Source organism: Pseudomonas sp. M47T1 (genome assembly GCF_000263855.1).
GTDB lineage: Bacteria > Pseudomonadota > Gammaproteobacteria > Pseudomonadales > Pseudomonadaceae > Aquipseudomonas.
Window position 1 is genome coordinate 59,259 of sequence record NZ_AJWX01000015.1, and the last position, 23,792, is coordinate 83,050.

Below are 23,792 nucleotides of genomic sequence, written 5' to 3' on the forward strand. Positions count from 1 at the left end.
ACAAGGAGTCGTTCATGTTGCATGGCTACGCTTCACAGGCGTTCGACAACGAACGCCCGGCACCCCTGACCCTGGCTTTCCGCCAAGCCTGGCTGCAATGGCAGGCCGACTGGGACGAGCTGGACAAGGCCGTTGACGACCCGACGCCGCTGGTGGAAAAGGTGCTGGACATCACCACGCGCCTGACCCGGCGCCTGTGGCGCAGCGGCTTTGCTGCCGTGGGCGATGCGGCGGCGGGCCAGGCCAAGGCCATGGTCTACGCCTTTGTCGCGCTGCTTGACGAAACCCTGGTGTTCACCCCCTGGCCCGGACAGTTAGCGTGGCAACACGCACCGCTGGAGGCCGCTCTGTACAACACCCGCCAGGCGGGCGAGCGGGTACCGCTGGCCATCAAGCGCCTTTTGGACGAACGCAGCCCGCACAGCCGCGACCTTGCCAATGTGTACCTGCAATGCCTGATTCTGGGCTTCAAGGGCCGCCTTCGCGGCGAGGCCGGTGCGGCGCTGCACGAGAAATGGCGCCACGGCCTGTTCGCCCTGGTGTTCGAGCGCGAGCCCGACCTGCAAACTACCAGCGATATCCTTGAACGCCCCAGCCGCGTGCCGCCCACGCAACTGCCCCTGCGCGAATCGTTGCCCGACGGCCTGCGCCTGGGCCTGGCCATCGTGGCCGTGGCGTTGGTAATGCTGGGCGTGGGGCAATGGTTCTGGCATGACATTGGCCAGGCCCTGGAGCCGGCCTTGCGCCTGTCCAGCAGCCTGCACGCGCAAGGGCCTGGCGCATGAGCGGCCTGGTGTTGGGGGTGGTCCTGCTGTTGGTCATTATCGTCGTCGCCGCGACGCTGGTGGGGTGGTTGCGCAGCCAGGGCGGCACCGCGCTGCGCAGTTTCTACCTGGCCGTGCGCGAGATGGAACACGAGCAGGGTGTGCACGACCGCTATCAGTCGCCCTGGCTGATGATGCTGGGTGACGAGGGGCAGGGCAGTCAGCTGTGCCGTCACTGGAAGTTGCAGCCAGCGGAGCGTGACGGCTGGTTCGGGCGCTGGTGGGCCGATGGCGATGGCGCCGTGCTGGTGGTGCCCCAGGCACTGTTCTTGCCCCAGCAGGGATTCAAGGTGCAAAGCGGCGCCTGGTGGCGGTTGCTGGGCCTGTTGGTTCGCTTGCGCGCACGGCGGCCGTTGGACGGGATTATATGGACGGTTGATGTGCAGCACTTGTTTGACGAGGCGGCCGCCACGGCGCTGGGCCAGGCGGCACGCAAGCGCTTCATCGACCTCCAACAGCGCCTGGGGTTGAGCCTGCCTGTGTACGTGATGGTCACCGGGCTGGAAGAGGTGCCCGGCGGCCAGGCGCTGATCAGTGCGCTGGCGCCCAAAGGGCGTGAGCGCGGCCTGGGCTGGTCATCGCCGTGGTCGGCGCAGACGCGCTGGCAGACCGCGCACGGCGACCAGGCATTGGCTGACATCTGCCAGGCGCTGTCGCGGGCCATCCTGGAACTGGGCAGCCTGCACGGCCAACTCGACCCTGAACTGTACGGCCTGCCCGAGCGCCTGGCCCAGGCGCAGTTCAACCTGCAGGCACTGCTGGACCCGGTGTTCCAGGGCAACTCACAGGGCGAGGCGCCGAACTTTCGCGGCCTTTACCTCACCGCCAACCAGGCCGCCGCGCCCGGCCTGGAGCCTCTGAGCCATGTGTCGGCCAGCCACGACCTGGTGTTCGCCCGCACCCTGTGGCAGCAACGCATTGTCGCTGAGCGAGGCCTGGCGCTGGTCATCCCCCGGCTGTTGCGCCTGCGTCAACGCTGGCAGCGTGGCGTTGCCATTGGCGCCAGCGTCGTGGGGCTACTGTGGGCGGTGGCCATGGTCTGGAGCTGGCATGAGCGCGCGCGCGATGCCCAGGAGCTGTCGCGCCTGACCCTGGACCTGCAGAAGAACTACGTGGTCAGCACCGACGATAGCCACCGGTTGGAGCAGGCACGGGAAAACGCCGAGAGCTTCTGGTACGTGCTGGAAGAAGCGCCGCGCTGGCATTTCAGCGCCGTGGCGTTGCCATCATCATGGTTTTCCGACCGCGACCAGCAGCTGGAACAGGCGCTCACCGACGCCACCGACCTCTACTGGCTAAACCCCATGCGGCAATTGATGGGCCGCCAATTGCAGGACTTGCTGGCCATCAACGCCGCCGGCCGGCGCGGCAACCTGGACGGTGATGACCCCGCGCAATGGGCCACCTATCAGCGCGCTGTCGACCTGGTAGGCCGGGCGGTGGCCCTGCAAGATCAGAACCGGTTGCTGAGCGAGGCGCTGGGCAACAGCAAGACACCCCTGGATGAGCTGGTGGAGCTGAACAACAGCTTGCTGGGCCAGTCGCTCAATGTCGCCACCTTGCGTATGGCACCGATGTACAACCGCTTGTTGGTGCAGGGCGACTATGACGGCCTCAAGCCCCTGGACCTGGCCGCCCAGCGTCCCCAAGCGTCGCAGAACCTGCAGGACCTGATGCAAAGCTGGCTTGACCAATACTTCCTGGCGGACAATTTCGTGCGCCCTGCCGGCTACCTGAAGCTGCACTTGGGCCGCCTGGCAGCGGGCTCCGAAGGTAGCCTCAAGGACTTGGAAGACATTGACGCGCTGATCGACAACCTGCAAAACCGTGTGGACGCCACCAATGCCGCCTGGGGCCATGGCAAGGCTGGCGAGTTGGTCAGCGGTTACCAGGCGCTGCTGGGCAAGGTGCGCGACAACGTGATGTTCGGCCCATCGCTGGCCGACAGTCTCGACAGCCAGGCCGCCAGCCTGCAACAGCGCTTCCGTGACCAGTGGATTGCCCGCGACGGCTCCCGTGACAACCTGCTGACCCAGACCGGCAACAGCCAGTTAGCCTTGCAGGGGCATGTCAGCGCCCTGGACAACGCCATCGAAACCCTGTTCAAGCGCGACTTCGTGGCCCTGGCCTTGCGCTCCGATGAGGCCGATGCATTCGAGATCGACAACATCGACAGCGACGGCCTCAACCGTGCCGTGGCCTATTTCAACAGCTACAAGAGCTACGCAAACGAGCAAATGCCCAGTATTCCCGCCGCCTACCGCACACCGCTGCTCAAGGCCGCGCAGAATGCCGCGGCCCAGGCCATGCTGGTCAGCCTGCAAGCACCCGCCGGGGCGGTGGTGAGCCTGGACCAAGGCGACTTCAACCTGTCCACCGACCAGGCCATGGTGTTGTACAACGCGTTCACCGACGTGCAGCACCCGGAGCTGGCCACCTTGATGCGCAACCACCTGAACCGCCGGGCGCTGGCTGACATCAGCGCGGTACTGAGCGACATCGAAGCCCAACCGCTGTTTCGCGGCCGGGTCGACATCGCCTCCTGGGACGGCTCGAAGAACCTCGGCCTGCGGCTGTTCCGCGCCACTGATGCCGCCGACCTCAAGCAGGACTTGGGCCAGCAGTTTGCGGCGATCATGGACCTGGCCGAGCGCGGCGCGCCGGCCGTGGCCTGGGTCAAGACGCAGCAGCAAAGCCTGCCGGCGGCCGACCTCGACAAAGTGCGGCGCTTGTCCGAGTTGCAGGACGAAATGCAGAAGTACAAGGCGCAGAACCCGGCCAGTTCGCCCATGCTGGTGGAGCAACTGGTCAGCCATGACTTCAACGACATGGACGTGGGCAGTTGCCTGCAAATACTCGGTTCGGCCAACCTGCCCGCCGGCAACGGCGAACTCAGCCGCCTGGCGGTGGGTTTGCAGCAACAGGCCATGAGCCGCTGTCGGCAGTTGCAGGTGCAGCGTGCGTCGGCGGCGTGGGTGGCCCTGGCCGATTATTTCAATCAATACCTGGCCGGGCGCTTTCCGTTTGCCCCCGGCGTGCAGGCCAGTGATGCGGACCCGGCGCGGGTGCAGCACCTGCTGGAGCTGATAGACGGCAACCTGGCCGACGCCCAGGCCGGGCTGGCCATGGCCGATCCGGTGGGGCGGCGCACTGCGCAGGACTTCCTGCAACGCTTACAGCAGTCCAGGGCTTGGCTGGGCGCCTTGCTCATGCGCGATAAAAGCGGGATGACCGGGGTTGACCTGGACGTGCGCTGGCGCACCGACCGTGACCAGGAGCGTGGCGCCGACCAGGTGATTGCCTGGGGCCTGAACGCCGGCAGCCAGCAACTGGTGTACCCGGGCGCCGAACAACCGGCGCTGCGCTGGAACATCGGTGAACCGGTGCGCTTGACCCTGCGCTGGGCCAAGAACAGCGACCAGCGGCCGGTAAGCGACCCGTCGCAACCCAGCCTTGCGGTCAGCGACCTGCAGGCCGGCTGGGAGTACGATGGCCCCTGGGCCCTGCTGCGCTTGATGCGCAGCCACGACGCCAGCCAGCGCCAGCCCAACGTCGATTTCACCGAGTTCCCCCTGAGCCTGCAATTGCCGGTGCATGGCCAAGCTGCGGTGGACAACCTGGCGCGTCTGTACGTGCGGCTGTCGGTGATGAGCCAAGGCTCCAAGCAACCGCTGTCGATACAGCCCTTGCCCTGGCGCGCGCCGCAATCGCCCTACGCCAGCCTGAACCTGCCGGCACCGCTGGCCAGTAATGAGGTCGCGCCATGACGCCTGCTGTTGCGGTTGATGTACCCGTTGTCGATGACGCACTGCTGGCTCCGTTACCCGGTGCCCAGCCCTGTGGCCCGAGCCTGCGCTACGACCTGGACTATGATCGCCTGCGCGAACTGCGCCGCGCCGATGACGACAGCCTGCCCACTGGCGTTTGGCAGCACACCAGCAAACAGGCTGACTGGGCTGCGGTGGAGAGCCTGGCCAGCCAACTGCTGAGCCTGCGCAGCAAAGACTTGATGATCGCCGCCTGGCTGGGCGAGGCCTGGTTGCACCGCCAGGGTCTGGCCGGGCTGGAGGCCGCGTTGGTATTGATTGTCGGGTTGTGCGAGCGCTACCCCGATGAACTGCACCCACAAGCGCAGGAGGGTGACCAGTCCTGGCGCGTCACGCCGCTGGACTGGCTGGTGCGCCGTTACGCCGAAGTGGTGCTAGTGAACCTGCCGCTATTCGATGAGCCGCAGGCGCCCACGCTTTACGCCTGGCAGCAATTGCAGCAACAGCAGGTGCAGGCCAACGACAGCAAGGCGGCCAAGGTTCGCGCTGAAGAGGCCGTGCTGCAACGCAAAAAATGGCTGGAGCGCCTTCGCGCCGTGCCGGTTGGCCAGTGGCGGGCCGGGCTCGAGCACGTGCACCGAAGCCAGGTGTCACTGGCGCAACTGGAACAGTGGGGTGACACGTGGCTGGGGCTGCTGGCCCCCACGGTGGCGCCGCTGCGTGAAGTGACCAAGGCCTATGCGGCGCTGCTCAAGGAATTTACCGCCATGCACCCATCCGCTACCGTCGACAGCGTGGTCGAAACGGCCCTGGCCGTGACCCCGACGGCGCCCGAACCGCAGCCGACCATTCCCGCCGGTGTGCCGGCGAACCGCGAGGACGCCTACCGTCAACTCACGCTCATCGCCGACTTCCTAGCCCGCACCGAGCCTCACAGCCCGGTGCCGTATCTGATCAAGCGCGCGGTGGAATGGGGGCACAAGCCGCTCAATGAGTTGTTGTCGGAACTGATCAGCGCCGACGCCGAGGCGCGCCGGGTGTGGACGTTGATGGGCGTATTGTAAGCGCTGGATGACGCAGTTGTACGATGACCGACCGTCTATCGTTTGCTTGCTCACAGATGTGGAATTAACCAAACGGTACATGTAAAATCGCTCGCATTCGGCCAACGAGCCGCAGGAGCATGCCTCCTTCCTTCTTATAAAAAAGCCCGTCCATGCGACGGGCTTTTTCGTTTCCGCTTTTTGATTCACAGCCGCGCACGGACTGCGCATTCCTGTACCTTTTATAGAGAGACTGACACCCATGCTGCGCCTGGTCCTGCTTTTCCTGTTGCAAACGTTCCGCCGCCTGTTCACCGGCAACTCCGTCAGCCCGCGTGCCGAGCTGCAAGGCAGCCACGCCGACAGCGACGAAGGCCGCTGGACGGCGAGCGCCATCATGATCATCTGCGCCTTGGTGATCTACATCATCGGCGGCCTGGGCCTGTACGGCAAAACCCACGTGTGGGACACCCTGACCCCGGCGCAGAAAGACTTCATTGTGCAGTCGATGATCACTGACCAGCAGGTCCTGTAACACCGCCTCATCCCTGCGAACGCCCCCTGCGCAGGAACTGCGGGGCGGCCATCCGCCGTCAGGCTGCGAAAAGATCCGCAGGACCTTCAGCGGTGTCATGCCGATCGCGGGCCCGCAGTGCGGGCCTTCGCAGCCTGCGGCAGCTCCGGCCTGGCGGCAGCCTGCGGGGCTAGCGGCTGGACTTAAGGTGGCTACGCTGGGCGTGCCGCTCCAGCGCCAGATCGATCAGGCGGCTCACCAGTTCGGTGTAGGTCATGCCTGCCGCCAGCCACAGTTGCGGGTACATGCTGATGCGGGTAAAACCGGGCAGGGTGTTCAGCTCGTTGATGATCACCTCGCCGCTGTCGGTCAGAAACACGTCCACCCGCGCCAGCCCGCTGCACCCCAGTACCTGGAAGGCTTCAACGGCCAGGGCGCGAACGCGATCGCTGGCGGCCTCGGGGATATCGGCAGGCACTAGCACCTGGGCGGCGTCGCCATCAATGTATTTGCTGTCGTAGGAATAAAAACCGCCCTTGACCACGATTTCGCCGCAGCCGCTGGCGATGGGCTGGTCATTGCCCAGCACGGCGCATTCGATTTCGCGGCCCTGCACCGCAGCTTCCACCAGCACCTTTTCGTCGTAGCTCAGCGCCAGGTCCACGGCCTGCCAATAGCCGACTTCGTCCTCGACCTTGCTCACGCCCACGGACGAACCCAGGTTGGCGGGCTTTACGAACAACGGCAGGCCCAGCTCGGCCTGCATCTGGGCGAAGTCCCGGCGCCGTGCGGTGGCGCGGTTGAGGCTGATGAATGGCGTGATGGCAAGGCCTGCGTCGCGCAGCAGGCGTTTACTGATGTCCTTGTCCATGCACACCGCCGAACCCAGCACGTCGGAGCCCACGAACGGCAGGTCGGCCATGCGCAGCAGGCCTTGCAGGCAGCCGTCCTCGCCCTGGGTGCCGTGCACCACCGGGAAGATCACGTCAATGTGCGCCAGGGGCGAGGCGCCGGTTTCCACCAACTGGCGCTCGGCCTTGCCCGGCACCAGCGCCAGTTCTCGGTTGGAGCGGTTGAGGGCAATCAGCGCCGGGTTTTCCTGGTTGAGCAGGTAATTGGAGGCATCGTTGAGGTGCCATTGACCGTCCTTGTCGATGCCGATCAGCACCGGCTCGAAGCGTTCGCGGTCCAGCGCCTCGACGATATTGCGCGCCGACTGCAACGACACTTCATGCTCGGCCGAACGGCCTCCGAAAATCACTCCCACGCGCAGCTTGGCCATGACGGGTTCCTTATTGGATAGGCGCTTTGCACCGTACTGTTACACTGGCGGCAACAATGCATTGTCAAAGCCGATTTGTCCTCAACGCCGGACAGGCATAATCTGACGCACTGATTTGTCATCTTCAACACAGGAATCAAGATGTCCCAGTTCCCAATCGCTCGTCCACGGCGCCTGCGGCGTTCCGAGAACCTTCGTTCGCTGTTCCAGGAAACCGAGTTCAGCCTGGACGACCTGGTGCTGCCGATCTTCGTCGAGGAAGAGATCGATGACTTCGTGCCCATCACCAGCATGCCTGGCGTCGCGCGCATTCCCGAGTCGAAACTGGCCGGCGAGATCGAGCGCTATGCCCGTGCCGGCATCAAGTCGGTGATGACCTTCGGCGTGTCCCACAAGCTGGACGCCGACGGCAGCGACACCTGGCAGGAAAACGGCCTGGTGTCGCGCATCGCGCGCATCTGCAAGGACACCGTGCCGGAAATGATCGTCATGGCCGACACCTGCTTCTGCGAGTACACCTCCCACGGCCATTGCGGTGTGCTGTGCGACCACGGCGTGGACAACGACGCCACCCTGCGCAACCTGGGCAAGCAGGCCGTTGCCGCCGCTCGTGCCGGTGCCGACTTCATTTCGCCGTCGGCGGCCATGGACGGTCAGGTGCAGGCCATTCGCAGCGCCCTGGACGAGGCCGGTTTCATCGATACCTCGATCATGGCCTATTCCACCAAGTTCGCCTCGGCCCTGTACGGCCCGTTCCGCGAAGCCGGAGGCTCAGCGCTGAAAGGTGACCGCAAGGCCTACCAGATGAACCCGATGAACCGCCGTGAAGCGGTGCGCGAGTCGCTGATGGACGAGCAGGAAGGCGCGGACGCCATCATGGTCAAGCCGGCCGGTGCATACCTGGACATCATCCGCGACATTCGCGAAGCCTCGCGCCTGCCGCTCACGGCCTACCAGGTGAGCGGTGAGTACGCGATGATCAAGTTCGGCGCCCAGGCCGGCGCCATCGACGAAGCCCGCGTGGTGCGCGAAAGCCTGGGCGCGATCAAGCGCGCCGGTGCTGACCTGATCTTCACCTACTTCGCCATGGACATCGCCCGCGACGGCATCTGACCCGTCTGCTTGGCTTTAGTGGGAGCGGGCTCTGCCCGCGAGTGGCCATCGCGCAAGGCCAGTCTTGTCGCGGTCAGGCCTTCGCGGGCAAAGCCCGCTCCCACAGTTGTTTCGCATCCGGCGATTAGCCTTTTCATTCTGCGGAATAATCATTCGCGATCCGTGTGTGACAATTGCAGCTTAACCATCCAAGAGGCAGTTGATGGACACTCTGCAAAATATGCGCACGTTTGTCTGTGTTGCCGAATCCGGCAGCTTCAGCCATGCCGCCAAGCAATTGAATGTCGCCGTGGCTACGGTCTCGCGCAGTGTGGCGGCGCTCGAGGCGCACTTGCGCGCACGCCTGCTCAACCGCAGCACCCGCCATGTGGCCCTGACCGAAGTGGGCCAACGCTACCTGGTGCGTTGCGAGCAGATCATCGCCCACGTGGACGAAGTCGAAGCCGGCAACACCCAGCTGCGCCCCAGCGGCCGCCTGCGCGTGCACTCGATGATGGGCGTGGGCCGGCATTACGTGGTGCCCGCCATTGCCGATTACCGCCAGCAGTACCCTGACGTCAGCTTCGAGCTGACCATGGCCAACCGCATGCCGGACCTGATCGAGGAGGGCATCGACGTGGCCATTGTGCTGGCCCCGCAGTTGCCGGACTCCGGTTACGTCAGCCAGCGCATCGGCCAGTCCTACAGCGTGCTGTGCGCCTCACCCGACTACATTGCCCGTCACGGCGCGCCGGCAACCCCCCAGGCGCTGCGCGAGCACGAATGCCTGCGGCTGGTAAGCCCCAGCAGCAGTGTTGATCAGTGGGAGTTTTATGGCCACGACGAGGTGCAGCGCGTCAGCCTGCGGCCGTCGGCCTTCCAGGTGAACATGGGCGATGCCATGATCGAGGCTATAGAGTCGGGAATGGGGGTGGGTTCGTTGCCGGTGTTCTCGGCCCAGCGGGGCATCGACAGCGGCAGCCTGGTGCGGTTGTTGCCGCAATACCACCTGCAATGCTTGAATGTCTATGCGGTGTACACCAACCGGCGCTACCTGGATGCCAAGATCAAAGTGTTGATCAGCCATCTGCGGACAGTATTGCCGGGGGGTGAGGCGTCTATCTGAGGGTCAGTCTTGTGCGCCGGTGTGCTGGGGGCTAACCAGCGCCCGGCGACGGGCCTGACCGCGGCGGAGCTCGCGGCGATGATCGACGGCAATGCCGCACGAAATCAACAGCAGCAGTGCGTAGGCGACGAGACGAAGCATGGGCATTCCTTACAGGTTCTTTCAATCCGCCGCCACTCTACCAATGGCTAGGGTGCGACGCTAGGTCGCAGGGTGCAAGGCTGTATTCCCAATGCGGTAACAATCGCTCTGATCATCGCCAGCAGACAGCGCCAAACGTCGCCGGCACCTGTAGCCGCAGCCTGGCGGCAGCGGCAAATAGCGTTACCGGCAGCGAATACGGACAACCTGTAGCGCGCAGGTCCCAATCGGTGCGCCAACCGTAGGCGCCGCCGGGCTGCAGCGCTACCATCGGCCGCATCGGAATATTGCTGGAGCGCTGCATGTCGTTGCCTGAAACACCGGTTGTGGTTCGTTCACCTGTTCGTGCCACGGTAGCCCTGGCGGCCGTTACCCTGTTCACCGGCATTGGCGCCGGCCTCGGCGGCATGCTGCTGGCCCTGTTGCTGCACGGCATCCAGCACCTGGCCTACGGTTACAGCCAGGACCACCTGGTGGGCCACCAAAGCTTCCTGCTCGGCGTCACCGCCGCCTCGCCCCTACGCCGCGTAGAAGCATTGGCCCTGTGCGGGCTGGTGGCCGGGCTGGGCTGGTGGTTGCTGTACCGTTACGGCAAGCCGCTGGTCAGCATCAAGAAAGCAGTGGCCAATGGCGACGCGCGCATGCCGGGCAGGGCCACCGTGGTGCACGTGCTGTTGCAGATCATCACGGTGGCCCTGGGGTCGCCGCTGGGCCGGGAAGTGGCGCCACGCGAGCTGGGCTCGCTGATCGCCGACCGCTTGTCACGCTGGAGCGGGCTGGACACGGACACCCGGCGGCTGATGATTGCCTGCGGCGCCGGTGCCGGGCTGGCTGCGGTGTACAACGTGCCGTTGGGCGGTGCAGTGTTTGTGCTGGAGGTGTTGCTGGCGCGTTTCGCCTGGCGCGAAGCGATCATTGCCCTGGCCACCTCGGCCATTGGCGCGTCGATTGCCTGGATAGGGTTGGGCGCCGAGGCGCAATACACGGTGCCGCACTTTGTCATCAGCCCCGGCCTGATTGCCTGGGCGCTGCTGTGCGGGCCGCTGTTCGGCCTGTCCGCGTACGGTTTCGTACGCCTCACCGGCGCTGCCCGCGAACGGGCGGCACGCGGTGGGTCACTGCCGGTACTGGCGTTGATCAATTTTACCTTCATTGGCTGCATGGCCATCTTCCTGCCGCAAGTGCTGGGCAACGGCAAGGGCCCGGCGCAATTGGGCTTCGACGATCAGCTGACGATTGGCCTGGCCGTGCTGTTGCTGCTGGCCAAAGTGGCGGTCACCAGCAGCAGCCTGCGCGCCGGTGCCGAAGGCGGCTTGCTGACCCCGGCGCTGGCCTGCGGTGCGTTGCTGGCGGTGGTGCTGGGCGGGGGCTGGAACCTGCTGTGGCCGGGCGTGCCGCTGGGGGCATTCGCCATCGTCGGCGCGGCGGCGTTCCTGTCGTCCTCCATGAACATGCCGCTGACGGCCATCGTGCTGGTGGTGGAGTTCACCCGCATCGATCATGACTTCCTGGTGCCAATCATCCTGGCGGTGGTGGGCTCGGTGTGCGTCACCCGGCTGTGCGCCAGGCTGTCGGCAGCCTGATCAGCCCTTGTCGCAGGCACCGCCCAGGCGGGTGTAGTTGAGCTCGTGCTGCACACCCTTGCTGTCGATGTAGGTCATGTGCCCCTGCACCGGGCCACACGGGTTGCCGGCCGCGGTGTTCATGCGCACCACCTTGGCGATGTCCAGGTCCTGGGAGTAGTCGTAGCCGGCACTGGCCTGGCCTTGCACCGACGCCTGCACCGGCGCGGCCTCGTCAGCACGGGCAAATGAGGTAAAGGCGGCGAGCAGGGAAATCGCCAGTGCAATGAGGTATTTCATGATCAGGGCCCTCCATTCGGGTATGGCGCCATTCTACGAACGGGCCTGGCGCCAGTTGAAATGGAGGGTGTCGATATCGGCCATCAGCCAAACTGATGGCCGACGGCTTCAGCGTTGAATCACATGAATGGTCCCTACCATCTGTGGGTGCACCGTGCAGAAGTACTGAAACGTACCGGGTGCGCTGAAGGTCCAGGAAAAACGGTCATCGGTGTCCAGCGCGGCCGAGCGAAACAGGTGCGTGGTCTCGGCCACCGTGTGGGGGATGGGGTCGTGGTTGACCCAGGTCACCGTGGTGCCGGTGGCGATTTCCAGCGGTTGGGGGTCGAACATGAAGCCCTTGATGTCGATGCGCACCTCTTGCGCCTGGGCGGCTCCCATCAGCATGGGGGGCACCAGCAAGGGCATCAGCAGGGCCAGCATCAGGGCTTTCATGAGCTCACCAGGGTGGCGTCGATCAGCGCCAGTGGGTGGTCGCCCTGGGTGGCACGCACTTGGGTCAGGCCCAGGTAGTTGCGCAGTTGATCAGCCGCCACCGTCATGGGCCCGGGCTGCGGCGCCGCGCCCGGGGCCGGCTGCGGGTAGGCGGTGCCTCGGGCGGTGTGGAAGGTGATGTTGCCTTCGACCTTCTGGATCACCTGGTGAATGTGGCCATTGAGCACGGTCACCGAACCGTAGTTGCGCAGTAGCGCGATGGCCTGGGCGCCGTCCTCGGTGCCCCAGCCCCAGGGCTGGTAGATGGTCCACAGGGGAATGTGGGTGTACACCACCAGTGGCGTGCTCTCGCTGACTGCGCGCAGGTCGTCGGCCAGCCACGCTAGCTGGTCCGCTCCCAAGGTGGCTTCGTGGCCGGCCTGGAAGTTGAACACATTCACCAGGGCAATGAAGTGCACGCCATGGTCGTCGAAGCTGTACCAACCGTTGCCGCGGGTGCCTTTGCCGTAGCGTTCCAGGTACAGCTTGCCGCCGCCTTCGTCCAGGGTGTCGTGCTCGCCCGGCACGTAATGCACGGTGGCCGGCAGGGCGTTGAAGGCTTGGGCCGCCAGGTCGAATTCGTCAGCCCGGGACAAGTGGGTGATGTCGCCGGTGTGCAGGATGAGGGCAGGGCGCACGGGCAAGGCGATGACCTTGTCGATGGCCACTTGCAGGGTTTTCAGCGGCTCGGGATTGGCTTCCTTGTTGAAGCCGATGTGCGAATCACTCAGCTGCACGAACTGAAAACCGCTGGCCAGGGCCGTCGGGTCATGGGGCTGGCCGTTACTGTCCAGGGCAAAGGCGCGGGGAATGCCGCCGCTAAGTGCCCACAGTACGCCCGCGCCGGCCCACGCCGAGCATTTGAGCAGGGTGCGGCGGTCGGGGTTGTGGGCAGAGTCGGCTAAGCTGTCGGTGCGGGGGGGTGGGGTGTTCATCGCAAGGCTCCGTCGCAGGCCTCAGCCGGCATGGCTGATGGTTGAACAAACGGGGCGGGGGTACGCTTTATTCCCGGATATTTTTTTATTTTTCCGGGAATAAAAACGCGGCGTTGGCCGTTACTTGTCACAGGTCTGCTCGAGAGCCGCCATGAAGCGATTCGAGGCATTGTTCGCACCGCACCTGCAGGCTGCCTACACCCTCGCGCGCTGGTTGACCGCCAGCGACTCGGCGGCCCATGACGTGGTGCAGGAAAGCGCCTACCGGGCGTTCAAGTACCTGGACAGCTTTGACGGCGAGAACCCGCGGGCTTGGTTCCTGAGCATTGTGCGCAATGAAAGCATGAACTGGCTGCGCCTGGCCGCCCACCCGCCGTGGCTGACCATGGGCGAAGACATCAGCGACGACGACCTGGCCCTGGGGCATCAGCAAACCCCGGAGTGGCTGGCCATTCAAGTGGAAGATGCCGCCGTCTTGCAACGGGCCTTGCAAGCGCTGCCGCCGGGCTATCGGGAGGTCATCGTGTTGAAAGACCTGGAGGGGCTGCCGTACAAGGACATTGCTCAGGTGACCGGCATCGCGCTGGGCACGGTGATGTCGCGGCTGTCCCGGGCACGGGCGGCGTTGCGTGCGCAACTGCTGCAAGGGGGCATTGATGACTGACCTGGACCACGCCACCTGCATCGGCCTGCTGGACGCCTACCTGGATCAGGAACTGGCGCCGGCCCAGCGTGCGCGCGTGCAGGCGCATCTGGCAGGTTGCCCCGGCTGCGCCCAGCGCTTCTCCGAGTTGACCCGTTGGGTGGCCAGCGTGAAAACTGCGGCGCCGCGTTTCCCGGCGCCGGCCAGCCTGGCCACGCTGATGCACGCACTTCACGCCCCGCCCGCCAAGCGCCCGCGCGCCGCCTGGTTCCATTGGCTGGCGCCGCTGGGGTCGGCGCTGGCGTTGGCCCTGGCGCTGGTGCTGTACCTCAACGTGCCGGGCACTGCGCCGGGGCTGGTGGACGAAGCGGTGTCCAGCCACGTGCGCTCGCTGATGGGCCAGCACCTCAATGACGTGGTGTCATCGGACCGGCACACGGTGAAACCGTGGTTCACCGGCAAGCTGGACTTCTCGCCGCCGGTCACCGACTTCGGCGCCGCCGGCTTCCCTCTGCTGGGCGGGCGCCTGGACTACCTGCAGCACCAGACCGCCGCAGCCTTGACCTACGGCCACGGCCAGCACCTGATCAACGTGTTCATCCTGCCCACTGCCGCCACCGACACCCCCCGCCAGAGCCTGCAAAGCCGCGGGTACAACCTGGTGACCTGGCGCCAGGGGCACATGCAGTTCGTGGCGGTGTCGGACGTGGACCACAGTGAATTGGAGCGGCTGGCGCAGTTGCTCAATCAACAACCGTAATCCGAGCCGCATGCCCGCGACCGGCATGACACCGCCGAAGGTCCTGCGGACCTTTTCGCAGCCTGCGACACCCACCTCACACAAGACAGTTGCTGTTACAGGTCGGGACGCCGCTGACAGGCGGGCGCTCTGGGGCTTGTATCCCGTCTACAGTTAAGAGAGCCAACCCGCGTTTCGCGGCGGCGCAACCGTGATTGTTCAAACGCCTGCGGCCATGTACCGCTGGCTTCAACTGATCAGGAGTGCACGATGGACCTCAACCGTCGTCAGTTCTTCAAGGTCGCCGGCATCGGCCTGGCCGGCGCCAGTATCGGGGCGCTGGGCATGGCCCCCGCGCCGGCCTTCGCTGAGCAGATCCGCCACTTCAAGCTGGCCCACACCAAGGAAACCCGCAACACCTGCCCATACTGCTCGGTGGGCTGCGGGTTGATCCTGTACAGCCAGGGCGATGCGGCGAAGAACGTTGCGCAGAACATCATCCACATCGAAGGCGACGCCGACCACCCGGTCAACCGCGGCACCCTGTGCCCCAAGGGCGCCGGCCTGCTGGATTTCATTCACAGCCCCGACCGCCTGCAATACCCGCAGGTGCGCAAACCGGGCAGCCATGAATGGACGCGGGTGTCATGGGACGATGCGCTGGACCGCGTGGCCGAGTTGATGAAGGCCGACCGCGACGCCAACTTCGTCGAGAAGAACGACAAGGGCCAGACCGTCAACCGCTGGGTCACCACCGGCTTCCTCGCTGCCTCCGCAGCGTCCAACGAAGCCGGTTACCTGACCCACAAGGTGGTTCGCAGCCTGGGCATGCTGGGGTTCGATAACCAGGCGCGTGTCTGACACGGCCCGACGGTGGCAAGTCTTGCCCCGACGTACGGCCGTGGTGCCATGACCAACACCTGGACAGACATTGGCAACGCCAACCTGATCCTGGTAATGGGCGGCAACGCAGCAGAAGCGCACCCGTGCGGCTTCAAATGGGTGACCGAAGCCAAGGCCCACAACCAGGCCCGGCTGATCGTGGTCGACCCACGCTTTACTCGTACCGCCTCGGTGGCGGACTACTACGCGCCGATTCGCACCGGCAGCGACATCGCGTTCATGGGCGGGCTGATCAACTTCCTGCTGACCGAGGACAAGATCCAGCACGAGTACGTGCGCAACTACACCGACGTGTCGTTTATCGTCAAGGCCGGCTTCGGCTTCGAGGATGGCCTGTTCACCGGTTACGACGCAGTCAAACGCACCTACACCGACAAGTCCACCTGGGGCTACGAGCTGGGCGAGGACGGCTTTGCCAGGGTTGACCCGACGCTGCTGGATCCACGCTGCGTCTACCAACTGATGAAGCAGCATTACAGCCGGTACACCCCGGAACTGGCCAGCCAGACCTGCGGCATGCCAGTGGCTGCCATGCGCAAGATCTGGGACGAGATTGCCACCTGCGCCGCGCCCGGCAAGACCATGACCATCCTCTATGCCCTGGGTTGGACCCAGCACTCCATTGGCTCGCAGATCATTCGCAGCGCGGCCATGGTGCAGTTGCTGCTGGGCAACGTCGGCATGCCCGGCGGCGGTGTCAACGCCTTGCGCGGGCACTCCAACATCCAAGGCCTCACCGACCTGGGGCTGCTGTCCAACTCGTTGCCGGGCTACCTCACCCTGGGCCTGGACGCCGAGCAGGACTACGACGGCTTCATCACCAAGCGCACGCAAAAGCCGCTGCGCCCGGGCCAGTTGTCCTATTGGCAGAACTACAGCAAGTTCCACGTCAGCCTGATGAAGTCCTGGTACGGCGCCAACGCCACGGCCGACAACCACTGGGGCTATGACTGGCTGCCCAAGCTGGACATTCCCAACTATGACATCCTGAAAATGTTCGACCTGATGGGCCAGGGCAAGGTCAATGGCTATATTTGCCAGGGCTTCAACCCCATCGCCGCGCTGCCCGACAAGAACCGTGTGATGAAGGCCCTGGCCAAGCTCAAGTGGCTGGTGGTGATGGACCCGTTGGCCACCGAAACCTCGCAGTTCTGGGAAAAGGTCGGCCCTTTCAACGACGTCGACACGGCCGGCATCCAGACCGAAGTCATTCGCCTGCCCACTACCTGTTTTGCCGAGGAAGACGGTTCGCTGGTCAATAGCAGCCGCTGGTTGCAATGGCATTGGAAGGGCGCCGACGGTCCGGGCCAGGTGCGCACCGACGTGTCGATCATGAGCGGCCTGTACAGCCGCCTCAAGGCCTTGTACCAGGCCAAGGGTGGAGCGTATGCCGAACCGCTGTTGAAACTCTCCTGGCCGTACAAGATCCCTGAAGAGCCATCGCCCGAAGAGCTGGCCAAGGAGCTCAACGGCGCCGCTGTGGTGGATTTCACCGATGCTACCGGCGCGGCCATCAAGGGCGGCACGCAGCTGGCCAGTTTCGCCCAGCTCAAGGACGACGGCAGCACCGCGTCCGGCTGCTGGATTTTCTGCGGCAGCTGGACCGAGCAGGGCAACCAGATGGCCCGGCGCGACAACAGCGACCCCTACGGCATGAAGCAGCACCTGGGCTGGGCCTGGGCGTGGCCAGCCAACCGGCGCATCCTCTATAACCGGGCCTCGGCCGACACCCACGGCAAACCGTGGGACGAGAAGAAACGCCTGGTGTGGTGGAACGGCAAGAGCTGGGGCGGTACCGATGTGCCCGACTACAAGGTGGACGTGCCGCCGGAGGCCGGCATGAACCCGTTCATCATGAACCCTGAAGGCGTGGCGCGTTTCTTTGCCGTGGACAAGATGAACGAGGGCCCGTTCCCCGAGCACTACGAGCCGTTCGAGACGCCCATCGGCATCAACCCGCTGCACCCCAACAACAAGCAGGTGATCAGCAACCCGGCAGCGCGCATCTTCGACTCGGTGTGGGAATCGCTGGGCCAGGCCAAGGACTTCCCCTATGCCGCCACCAGCTACCGGCTGACCGAGCATTTTCACTTCTGGAGCAAGCATTGTCGCCTAAACGCTATTGCCCAGCCCGAGCAGTTCGTGGAGATCGGCGAAGTGTTGGCGGGGGAGAAGGGCATCCAGGCCGGCGACCGGGTGCGCGTCAGTTGCAAGCGCGGTTTCATCGAGGCGGTGGCGGTGGTGACCAAGCGCATCCGGCCGCTGCAGGTCAACGGCCAGGTGGTGCACCACATCGGCATCCCCTTGCACTGGGGCTTTACCGGGGTGACGCGGCACGGCTACCTGACCAACACCTTGGTGCCGTTCCTGGGCGATGGCAACTCACAGACCCCGGAATCCAAGTCGTTCCTGGTCAACGTGGAGAAGATCTAGATGGCCATTCAAGACATTCTCGCCCAGTCCGCCACCACCACGGTGCCGTCCTCGGTGCGCCAGCTCGAAGAAGTCGCCAAGCTGATCGACACCACCAAGTGCATTGGCTGCAAGGCCTGCCAGGTGGCCTGCTCGGAATGGAACGAGCTGCGCGACGAGGTGGGCCACAACCACGGCACCTACGACAACCCCATCGACCTCACCGCCGAAAGCTGGACGGTGATGCGCTTCACCGAGTACGAGAACACCGACAGCGGCAATCTGGAGTGGCTGATTCGCAAGGACGGCTGCATGCACTGTTCCGACCCCGGCTGCCTGAAGGCCTGCCCCAGCCCCGGGGCCATCATCAAGCACGCCAACGGCATTGTCGATTTCAACCAGGACCATTGCATCGGCTGCGGCTACTGCATCACCGGCTGCCCGTTCAACATCCCGCGCATCTCGCAGAAGGACCACAAGGCCTACAAGTGCACGCTGTGTTCGGACCGGGTAGCGGTTGGGCTGGAGCCGGCCTGTGTGAAAACCTGCCCCACCGGCGCCATTGTCTTCGGTACCAAGGCGGACATGAAGGAACACGCCGCCGAACGCATCGTCGACCTCAAGAGCCGTGGGTTTGAACAGGCCGGTCTCTATGACCCGGACGGAGTCGGCGGCACCCACGTGATGTACGTACTGCACCATGCCGACCAGCCGTCGTTATACGCCGGGCTGGCGAACCAACCCACCATCAGCCCGCTTGTGGGCCTGTGGAAGGGCGTGACCAAGCCGCTGGCGCTTCTGGCGATGGGCGCTGCCGTGCTAGCCGGGTTCTTTCACTACGTACGCGTTGGGCCGCAGTTGACCGAGGAAGACGAAGAGCCTCATGTTGACCCGGCGGTACACGTGGTGGACCCGGCGGTGCACACCTTTGATCCACGCGAGGACAACCGGCCATGATGCGCAAACAGATCCTGCGCTACAACGCCAACCAGCGCACCAATCACTGGCTGGTGGCGATCCTGTTCTTCATGGCCGGGCTGTCGGGGCTGGCGCTGTTCCACCCGGCGCTGTTCTGGCTCAGCAACCTGTTTGGCGGCGGGCCATGGACGCGTATCCTGCATCCGTTCATGGGCGTGGCCATGTTTGTACTGTTCATGGGCTTGGTGATTCGCTTCTGGCGCGCCAATTTCTTCATCCACAACGACACGCTGTGGCTCAAGCGCATCGACCGGGTGATGCTGAACCAGGAAGAGGGCGTGCCCCCCATCGGCAAGTACAACCCGGGGCAGAAGCTGCTGTTTTGGACCCTGCTGGCGTGCATGCTGGTGCTATTGTTCAGTGGCGTGGTGATCTGGCGGGTGTATTTCAGCCAGTGGTTCGGCATCACCACGATCCGCCTGGCGGTGCTGGCTCATGCGGCGGCGGCCTTCGTGCTGGTGACCAGCATCATCGTGCATATCTATGCCGGTATCTGGATCAAGGGTTCGGTGGACGCCATGCTGCATGGCTGGGTCAGCCGCGCCTGGGCGCGCAAGCACCATGCGCTGTGGTACCGGGACGTCACCGGTAACAAGCGCCCCGATCCGCCGCACAGGAGTGAACCGTGAGCAGGATTCTCGAACCGCAGCAGATCGAAGCGTCCAGCAGTGCGCCGCCGTTTCTCAGCCTGCCCCCGGCCGACCTTTTCGGCCACCGGGCGCAGCGCCTGCATACGTTGGCGGCGGGCCATCCGTTGGGCGATTACCTGAACCTGATCGGTGACCTGTGCCAGGTGCAGCAAAGCTTGCTGGACCATCCACCCGCGGCGCCTACGCCTGCGCCTGAACGGTTGTTGTTGTGCCAGCAGCATGGGCTGCCGCCGCTGGCGTTTGACAGTTTGGTGCGTGAAGGGGCGTGGCAGCCTTGGGTGGACGCCTTGCTGTTGCGCTATTCACCGCCTGAGCAGGTGGCGGTGCAGCAGGCTCTGGCGACCCTGGAAGCGGCCGCAGCCGGCCAGCGTAAAGTGTGGGCGTTGGCGCTATTGAGTGGCCAGTTTACTGCCGTACCGCCGGCCTTGGTGCCGTTTTTGGGGGCCGCGTTGCAGGCCGCCTGGAGCCATTGGTTGCTGGACATTCCCAGCCTGGCGTTGACGCCCTGCAACAGCCTCAACCAGTGCCCGGCGTGCGGGTCGCCGGCCATGGCCGGGGTGATCCGCCATCGCGGCGCCCATAATGGGCTGCGTTACCTGGTGTGTTCGCTGTGCGCCTGCCAATGGCATGCCGTGCGGGTCAAGTGCATCTATTGCGAACAGAGCAAGGGCCTTGAATACACCAGCCTGGCCACCGACCGCCACGCCCCTGGGCAGGCGCCCCTGCGCGCCGAAACCTGCCCCCACTGCCATAGCTACCTCAAGCTCTTGTACCTGGAACATGACGCCAGCGCCGAAGCCCTGTCCGCCGACCTGGCCAGCCTGACGCTGGACCTGCGCCTGGGCGAAGAAGGCTTCAACCGCCAGGCGCCGAACCTGATGCTGGCGCCTGGCGGTGCCTGATGAAGCGCGCAGGTCGATCGCGGGCCCGCTGTGCGGGCCCTCGCAGCCTAATACCCGCGGGTGCGGTCGGCGAGGTTGTGCAGGGGCTGGTCGCTGAGAAAGCGTTGCAGGTTGTCCACCAGGATGTCCCCGATGGCCTCGCCGCTGCGGGTGGAGATGGCCGAGGTGTGCGGTGACAGGCGCACCTTGGGGTGGCTGTACAGGCGGTGGCCTTCGGGCAGCGGTTCGGGCTCGGTGACGTCCAGCGAGGCGAACCCCAGCGGGCCATGGTCCAGGGCGTACAGCAGGGCGTCCTGGTCCACCAGGCCGCCGCGGGCGATGTTGATCAGGTGCAAGTTCGGCTTGGCGCTGGCCAGCACCGGGGCATTGATGAGGTGCCGGGTGTCGGGCGTCAGCGGCGCGGCCACCACCAGGTGGTCGGACTCGGCAAACAGCTGGTGAATGTCCCGCGCCGTTTCCACGCCGTCCACGCCCAGGGGCGTGTCGCTCTGGCGCAAGGCCAACACCCGCAGGCCCAGGGCCCGGGCCTTGTGCGCCAAGGCGCTGCCGATGGAGCCGAAACCGAGAATGCCCAGGGTCTGGCCCTTCACCGGGGTGAGCGCGGTAAACTGCCAGTCGGCGTTGTGTACCCAAATGTCAGGCAGGTGCTTGTTGCGGGCGAAAATCGCCGCCAGGGCAAATTCGGCGATGGGGTCACTGGCGCTGCCGCGGGCGGTGGTCACCGGCAGGCCGTCGAACAGCCACGCGGGGTAGAAGTCGATGCCCGAGGACGCCAGCTGAATCCAGCGCAGACCATAGGGCCAGCCGGGCGGCGGTGTGTCCGGCGCCTGGTAGCCGCGCACATTGATCGGCCGCGCCATCAGCACGCGGGCCTCGGGCGGCAGGTCGCTGGGCACGCCCACGGGCACCTCGATGACTGTCACGCCGGGGTGGGTCTTGGCCAGGCGCTCGCGCAGGGCCTGGTTGAAAGGGGCGTCCAGCTGGCTGGCGATGACCAGGTTGCTCATGGTCTGGCTCCTTGGGTAAAGGCGGCAAAGGCGGCCTTGCCGACACCGGTGAAAATGGCGTCGTTCTGGGGCGTGTGCACGCGGCTGCACAGCACGTCACGGTAATGGCGCTGCAACGGGTTGTGGCGTGACAGGCCGGGGTTGCCCGAGGCCTGGATGGCCAGCTCCACGGCGCGAATGGCGTTGTCGGTGACCAGGTACTTTATCTGCGCGGCGTGCTGCGGCGAAGTCAGGCCCTGGGCCGCGGCGTCCAGCAGGCTGCGGTTGTTGAACAGCAGGGTGTCGATCTGGCCGACGGTTTCCTGGAAGCGTGCCAGGCTGGACAGCGGCGCACCCAGGTTTGACGGCGTGCGTTCGGTCAGCCATTGCACCAGCCAGTCCCGGGCGGCCTGGGCCACACCGTCGTAAACGGCCGAGAGCAGCACTGCCATCCACAGCAGGCCTTCAGGGTCCAGTTCGCTTGCGGGGGCACTGGCGGGGCTGACGCTGACGGCGTGCTCCAGGGGTATCAGCACGTCGTCGAAGGTCACTTCGTGGCTGCAGGTGGCGCGCATGCCCAAGTGATCCCAAGCGTCTACGATGGTCACGCCGGGCGTGTCCTTGTGCACCAGCCAGGCGCCCACCAGCGGGTCGTTGTCATCGCTGCGGGCCCACACGCTGTACCACGTCAGGCCGTGGCTCCCGGTGGAGTAGATCTTGGTGCCGCTCAGGCGCCAGCCCTCGGGGGTGCGCCGTGCGATGGTAGCCGGCAGGCCGCCACGGGCCGGTGTGCCCAGGTCCGGTTCCACCCGCAAGGCGTTGATCAGCGCGCCGTTGCGCACCGCATCGTCGCTGACCTGGCGGCGCAAGTCCTCGGGCCATGTGCTGTGGGGCAGGCGTGAGTGCTGCAAGTATTGCATCACCAGGATCAACGCCGTGGACGGCTCGCCCCGGGCCACGGCGGCAATCACCTCGCGGGCCTGGGCCAGGGTGGCACCGCCGCCGCCCAGCGTCCGGGGTACGGTGTAGGCCAGCAGGCCGTGGCGGTGCAGCAGGGCAAAATTGTCGGCGGGAAACGCGCCGGTGCGGTCATGGTGCTCGGCGCTGGCGGCCAGTTGCGCCGTCAGCTTGGGCAGCAGTGAGCGAAAGCTGAATTCAGTCATGCCAGCTCTTCCTCTACCGGCGCCTTGGCCACGGCAGGTGCGGCGTTGCGGTTGTCCGGCACAGCCAGACCCAGGTGCTCGCGCAGGGTGGTGCCGGTATATGCGTCACGGAACAGCCCGCGCTGCACCAGCACCGGCACCACCCGCTCGGTGAAGTACTGCAGGCCGTCGGGCAGCACCGAATTGATGATGAAGCCGTCGGCGGCGCCGGCCTTGAACCAGTGTTCGATCTGATCGGCCACCTGCTCGGCAGTGCCGACGAAATCGCGCTTGGGCCGCGAGAAGTGCAGGGCCGTGTCGCGCAGGGTCCAGCGGTTGTCACGGGCCAGCGCGACGATGCGCTCGCTGCCGCCTTTCTGGCTGTTGGCGCCCAGGTCGCCGACGTCAGGGAAGGGTGCATCCAGGGCGTACTGGCTGAAGTCGTGGTCATTGAACGGGCGGCCCAGGGCCACAATGGCGTCCTCAATGCTGACCAGGTCCACGGCTTGCTGGTAGCGGTGTTCCACCTCGGCTTCGTCACGCCCGACAATGGGCCGGATGCCCGGCAAAATCGCCAATTGCAGCGGGTCGCGACCGGCCTCGGTGGCGCGGCGCTTGAGGTCCTGGTAATAGGCACTGGCCTGCTCGAAGCTCTCGCCATGGACGAAAATGGCGTCGGCATGGCCGGCGGCAAAATTGCGGCCGTCCTCCGAAGTGCCGGCCTGGAAGATCGGCGGCTGGCCCTGGGGCGAGCGAGCGATGTTCAGCGGGCCCTTGACCGAGAAAAACTCACCCTTGTGGCCCAAGGTGTGCAGCTTGGTGGGGTCGAAGAACTGTCCGGTCTGTTTGTCGTAGGTGAAGGCGTCGTCTTCCCAGCTGTCCCACAGGCCCTTGACCACGTTCACGTGCTCGCGGGCAATGCGGTAGCGGGTGGCATGGGCTGGGTGCTCGGGCTTGCCGAAGTTGTCGGCGGTGCCGCTGAGCCACGAGGTCACCACGTTCCACCCGGCACGGCCACCGCTGAGCTGGTCCAGCGAGGCGAACTGGCGCGCCACCTGGAACGGCTCGGTGTAGCTGACCGTCACCGTGGCTACCAGGCCGATGTGCTCGGTGGTAGCCGCCAGCGCCGACAGAATGGTCAACGGCTCGAAGCGGTTGAGGTAATGCGGGCTGGATTTTTCATGGATGTGCAGGCTGTCGGCAATGAAGGCGAAATCGAACTTGGCCGCCTCGGCCAGTTGCGCTTGCTGCTTGTAGAATGCAAAGCTGGTGCTGGCATTGGGCAGTGCCTTGGGGTGGCGCCACTCGCCCCATCCGTGGCCTACGCCGTGAATCATGGCACCGAGTTTAAGGTGGCGTTTAGTTGTCATGGTCATA

General features: G+C 65.2%; 21 protein-coding genes. 13 read left to right on the forward strand and 8 right to left on the reverse strand.

Features of this window, described 5'->3' with window-relative positions; all coding sequences use genetic code 11:
- Nucleotides 1-14 precede the first annotated feature (14 nt).
- The 4 genes from PMM47T1_RS16490 (at nucleotide 15) to PMM47T1_RS16505 (ending at nucleotide 6,169) form a co-directional block, all read left to right on the forward strand.
- Nucleotides 15-785 carry a DotU family type IV/VI secretion system protein gene (locus PMM47T1_RS16490; RefSeq protein ID WP_008370906.1) on the forward strand — a complete coding sequence of 257 codons (771 nt, stop codon included), beginning with the start codon at nucleotides 15-17 and terminating at the stop codon, nucleotides 783-785.
- The gene (locus tag PMM47T1_RS16495; RefSeq protein ID WP_008370907.1) at nucleotides 782-4,591 is read left to right on the forward strand and encodes a type VI secretion protein IcmF/TssM N-terminal domain-containing protein; all 3,810 of its coding nucleotides are present in this window, start codon (nucleotides 782-784) and stop codon (nucleotides 4,589-4,591) included. Before PMM47T1_RS16490 ends, PMM47T1_RS16495 begins: the two co-directional genes overlap by 4 nt.
- Complete coding sequence (gene tssA, locus PMM47T1_RS16500; protein WP_008370908.1) at nucleotides 4,588-5,655, forward strand: type VI secretion system protein TssA; 1,068 nt, start codon at nucleotides 4,588-4,590, stop codon at nucleotides 5,653-5,655. The genes PMM47T1_RS16495 and tssA overlap by 4 nt, the downstream gene beginning before the upstream one ends.
- Before the next feature lie 241 nt (nucleotides 5,656-5,896).
- Nucleotides 5,897-6,169 carry a hypothetical protein gene (locus tag PMM47T1_RS16505; RefSeq protein ID WP_008370909.1) on the forward strand — a complete coding sequence of 91 codons (273 nt, stop codon included), beginning with the start codon at nucleotides 5,897-5,899 and terminating at the stop codon, nucleotides 6,167-6,169.
- Between the two features lie 169 nt (nucleotides 6,170-6,338).
- Here PMM47T1_RS16505 and ddlA read toward each other — a convergent pair whose 3' ends face one another.
- Complete coding sequence (gene ddlA / locus PMM47T1_RS16510; RefSeq protein ID WP_008370910.1) at nucleotides 6,339-7,430, reverse strand: D-alanine--D-alanine ligase; 1,092 nt, start codon at nucleotides 7,428-7,430, stop codon at nucleotides 6,339-6,341.
- Between the two features lie 141 nt (nucleotides 7,431-7,571).
- Between ddlA and hemB the strand changes: the two genes are divergently transcribed.
- On the forward strand, nucleotides 7,572-8,543 hold the full coding sequence (hemB, locus tag PMM47T1_RS16515) for a porphobilinogen synthase (RefSeq protein ID WP_008370911.1): 972 nt from the start codon (nucleotides 7,572-7,574) through the stop codon (nucleotides 8,541-8,543).
- Nucleotides 8,544-8,745: 202 nt separating this feature from the next.
- Complete coding sequence (locus tag PMM47T1_RS16520; protein WP_008370912.1) at nucleotides 8,746-9,648, forward strand: LysR family transcriptional regulator; 903 nt, start codon at nucleotides 8,746-8,748, stop codon at nucleotides 9,646-9,648.
- Nucleotides 9,649-9,651: 3 nt separating this feature from the next.
- Here the strand turns inward: PMM47T1_RS16520 and PMM47T1_RS29885 are convergent, their stop codons facing one another.
- Entirely contained in the window at nucleotides 9,652-9,789 is a 138-nt protein-coding gene (locus tag PMM47T1_RS29885; RefSeq protein WP_157213031.1) for a hypothetical protein, read from the reverse strand.
- A 302-nt stretch (nucleotides 9,790-10,091) separates the two neighbouring features.
- Here PMM47T1_RS29885 and PMM47T1_RS16525 point away from each other — a divergent pair, with 302 nt between their 5' ends.
- Nucleotides 10,092-11,372, forward strand: a complete 1,281-nt coding sequence (locus tag PMM47T1_RS16525) for a chloride channel protein (RefSeq protein ID WP_008370913.1) — start codon at nucleotides 10,092-10,094, stop codon at nucleotides 11,370-11,372.
- Here the strand turns inward: PMM47T1_RS16525 and PMM47T1_RS16530 are convergent, their stop codons facing one another.
- From PMM47T1_RS16530 to PMM47T1_RS16540, 3 genes are all read right to left on the reverse strand, one after another.
- The gene (locus PMM47T1_RS16530; protein ID WP_008370914.1) at nucleotides 11,373-11,651 is read right to left on the reverse strand and encodes a DUF2790 domain-containing protein; all 279 of its coding nucleotides are present in this window, start codon (nucleotides 11,649-11,651) and stop codon (nucleotides 11,373-11,375) included. It lies immediately after the preceding gene.
- A 108-nt stretch (nucleotides 11,652-11,759) separates the two neighbouring features.
- Entirely contained in the window at nucleotides 11,760-12,086 is a 327-nt protein-coding gene (locus PMM47T1_RS16535) for a plastocyanin/azurin family copper-binding protein (protein WP_008370915.1), read from the reverse strand.
- Nucleotides 12,083-13,060: a metallophosphoesterase family protein gene (locus PMM47T1_RS16540; protein ID WP_008370916.1), complete on the reverse strand. Its 978-nt coding sequence runs from the start codon at nucleotides 13,058-13,060 to the stop codon at nucleotides 12,083-12,085. Before PMM47T1_RS16540 ends, PMM47T1_RS16535 begins: the two co-directional genes overlap by 4 nt.
- Nucleotides 13,061-13,211: 151 nt before the next feature.
- On the opposite strand from PMM47T1_RS16540, the gene PMM47T1_RS16545 reads away from it, so the two are divergent.
- The 6 genes from PMM47T1_RS16545 to fdhE all read left to right on the forward strand — a co-directional run bounded on the left by PMM47T1_RS16545 (nucleotide 13,212) and on the right by fdhE (nucleotide 20,287).
- Entirely contained in the window at nucleotides 13,212-13,724 is a 513-nt protein-coding gene (locus tag PMM47T1_RS16545) for a sigma-70 family RNA polymerase sigma factor (protein ID WP_008370917.1), read from the forward strand.
- Nucleotides 13,717-14,463, forward strand: coding sequence for an anti-sigma factor family protein (locus tag PMM47T1_RS16550; RefSeq protein WP_008370918.1), 747 nt, complete (start codon nucleotides 13,717-13,719; stop codon nucleotides 14,461-14,463). Before PMM47T1_RS16545 ends, PMM47T1_RS16550 begins: the two co-directional genes overlap by 8 nt.
- Nucleotides 14,464-14,712: 249 nt before the next feature.
- Complete coding sequence (gene fdnG / locus PMM47T1_RS16560) at nucleotides 14,713-17,778, forward strand: formate dehydrogenase-N subunit alpha (protein ID WP_157213032.1); 3,066 nt, start codon at nucleotides 14,713-14,715, stop codon at nucleotides 17,776-17,778.
- A complete protein-coding gene (gene fdxH, locus PMM47T1_RS16565) occupies nucleotides 17,779-18,714 on the forward strand; it encodes a formate dehydrogenase subunit beta (protein ID WP_008370921.1) in 936 nt (311 codons plus the stop codon). It begins immediately after the preceding gene.
- Complete coding sequence (locus PMM47T1_RS16570; protein WP_008370922.1) at nucleotides 18,711-19,364, forward strand: formate dehydrogenase subunit gamma; 654 nt, start codon at nucleotides 18,711-18,713, stop codon at nucleotides 19,362-19,364. Before fdxH ends, PMM47T1_RS16570 begins: the two co-directional genes overlap by 4 nt.
- Nucleotides 19,361-20,287, forward strand: coding sequence for a formate dehydrogenase accessory protein FdhE (gene fdhE, locus PMM47T1_RS16575; RefSeq protein ID WP_008370923.1), 927 nt, complete (start codon nucleotides 19,361-19,363; stop codon nucleotides 20,285-20,287). Before PMM47T1_RS16570 ends, fdhE begins: the two co-directional genes overlap by 4 nt.
- Nucleotides 20,288-20,334: 47 nt before the next feature.
- Here fdhE and PMM47T1_RS16580 read toward each other — a convergent pair whose 3' ends face one another.
- From PMM47T1_RS16580 to PMM47T1_RS16590, 3 genes are read right to left on the reverse strand one after another with little or no spacing between them, the layout of a single operon-like run.
- Nucleotides 20,335-21,294, reverse strand: a complete 960-nt coding sequence (locus PMM47T1_RS16580; protein WP_008370924.1) for a D-isomer specific 2-hydroxyacid dehydrogenase family protein — start codon at nucleotides 21,292-21,294, stop codon at nucleotides 20,335-20,337.
- Nucleotides 21,291-22,436, reverse strand: coding sequence for an acyl-CoA dehydrogenase family protein (locus PMM47T1_RS16585; RefSeq protein WP_008370925.1), 1,146 nt, complete (start codon nucleotides 22,434-22,436; stop codon nucleotides 21,291-21,293). The genes PMM47T1_RS16580 and PMM47T1_RS16585 overlap by 4 nt, the downstream gene beginning before the upstream one ends.
- A complete protein-coding gene (locus PMM47T1_RS16590; RefSeq protein WP_008370926.1) occupies nucleotides 22,433-23,785 on the reverse strand; it encodes an LLM class flavin-dependent oxidoreductase in 1,353 nt (450 codons plus the stop codon). Before PMM47T1_RS16590 ends, PMM47T1_RS16585 begins: the two co-directional genes overlap by 4 nt.
- Nucleotides 23,786-23,792: the final 7 nt, after the last annotated feature.